The organism is Methylosinus sp. R-45379 (assembly GCF_001644125.1).
In the GTDB taxonomy this organism is placed as follows: Bacteria; Pseudomonadota; Alphaproteobacteria; order Rhizobiales; family Beijerinckiaceae; genus Methylosinus.
The window spans coordinates 1-1,609 of record NZ_LUUM01000142.1 but is presented as its reverse complement, the minus strand read 5'-3'; the positions used below and the strand labels follow the sequence as shown (position 1 = coordinate 1,609).

The following is a 1,609-nucleotide window of genomic DNA, read 5'->3' as shown; positions in this document are numbered from 1 at the left end:
GTGAAGACGCGCTCTTTCAAGCCCATGGCGGCGGTCAGCGCCTGCGCGGCGGGGATCCGGATCATTCTCGCGCATGAAGTCATCGACGAGAAATCGAATGAGATCCCCGCCGCGCAGGCGCTGACCGCCGCCATGGGCTTGAAAGAGCGCGTCTTCACGCTCGACGCCATGCACTGCCAAAAAAACCTTCGAGATCGCCAAAGCGACCGGCAATGATCTCATCGTGCAAGTCAAAGGCAATCAGCCGAGCCTGCTGCAACACTGCGAACATGTCGCCGCGACGGCGGCTCCAATCGCCACGGCCGACAGCCGCGATCTGGCGCGCAATCGCCAGGAAGACCGGCATGTCGAGGTCTACGCTCCCGGCGGCGCCCTCTGCGACGGCGAATGGGGGACGTTGATCGCCGCGATCGTGCGCGTCACACGCTCGACATTGATCCGTTCCGCCGCCACGGGGATGTGGAAACGACGGGAGGAAGCCGCCTTCTATGCGTCATCCGTCATGCTGCCCGCAGAAACCTTCGCCAGCGCCATCCGCGGCCATTGGGCCGTGGAGAACGAAAACCATTGGGTTCGCGACGTGACGCTCGCCGAGGACGCGAGCCGCAAGGAAGCACACCGGCTGGTTTGCCGGGGCTACACCGACGTCGTAGACGCCGATTTGTCGAAATATTTCGACACGATTCCGCATTCGGACCTCCTCAAATCGGTGGCCCGACGCATCGTCGACCGGCACGTGCTACAGTTGATCAAGCTGTGGCTGAAAGCGCCAGTCGAGGAGCGGGACGGCGACGGGAGACGGCGCATGAGCGGCGGAAAGAGCAGCATGCGCGGCACGCCTCAAGGCGGGGTCGTCAGCCCAATGCTCTCCGTGATCTACATGAACCGCTTCCTGAAGCATTGGCGGTTGACCGGACGGGGCGAGGCTTTCCGCGCGAACGTCGTCAATTACGCCGACGACTTCGTCATCCTCAGCCGCGGATATGCGGAGGAGGCCTTGGCGTGGACGAAGGCAGTAATGACGAAGCTCGGGCTGACGATCAACGAGGTGAAAACCTCGCTGAAAGACGCTCGACGGGAGAGTTTCGACTTCCTCGGCTACTCCATCGGCCCCCGTCACCTTCCAAACGGAGGCCGACGGTACCTCGGCGCGAGTCCATCGAAGAAGAGCATATTGCGGGTCAAAACGAAAGTCAGCGAGCTTTTGCGGCCGAGCAACAAGGGCGCGTGGCCGATCGTGCGCAACCGGCTGAACCGGCTTTTAGCCGGATGGTCGGCGTATTTCGGCTACGGCTCCTTGGCGTCGGCCTATGAGGCCGTTGATCGGCACGTCTACGATCGCGTGATGTGCTTCCTGTGCAGACGACACAAGGCGCAAGGACGAAGCATGCGCCAATTCCCGCGGGACCATGTCCATGGCGAATTGGGAGTATTGCGTCTTCGGCGTGGGCGCCAAGTGTCGCCGGCGAGTGCTTTGCGATGAAGCTGGTCGGAAAGCCGGATGCGGGAAATCTGCACGTCCGGTTTGATGAGCGGGGAAGGGAAACGGAGCGCGATCCAACGCGTCACCGCGCCCTTCCTCGACTCTACAGATCAAGGGCAAGAAGCG

General features: G+C 62.3%; 2 protein-coding genes. Both read left to right on the top strand.

Going from position 1 to position 1,609, the window contains the following annotated elements; all coding sequences use genetic code 11:
* Nucleotides 1–216 (top strand): hypothetical protein (locus A1351_RS07060; RefSeq protein ID WP_245291603.1); only part of this gene is annotated, 216 nt, incomplete at its 5' end.
* A 7-nt stretch (nucleotides 217–223) separates the two neighbouring features.
* Entirely contained in the window at nucleotides 224–1,483 is a 1,260-nt protein-coding gene (locus A1351_RS07055) for an ISAs1 family transposase (RefSeq protein ID WP_245291602.1), read from the top strand.
* Nucleotides 1,484–1,609 lie beyond the last annotated feature (126 nt).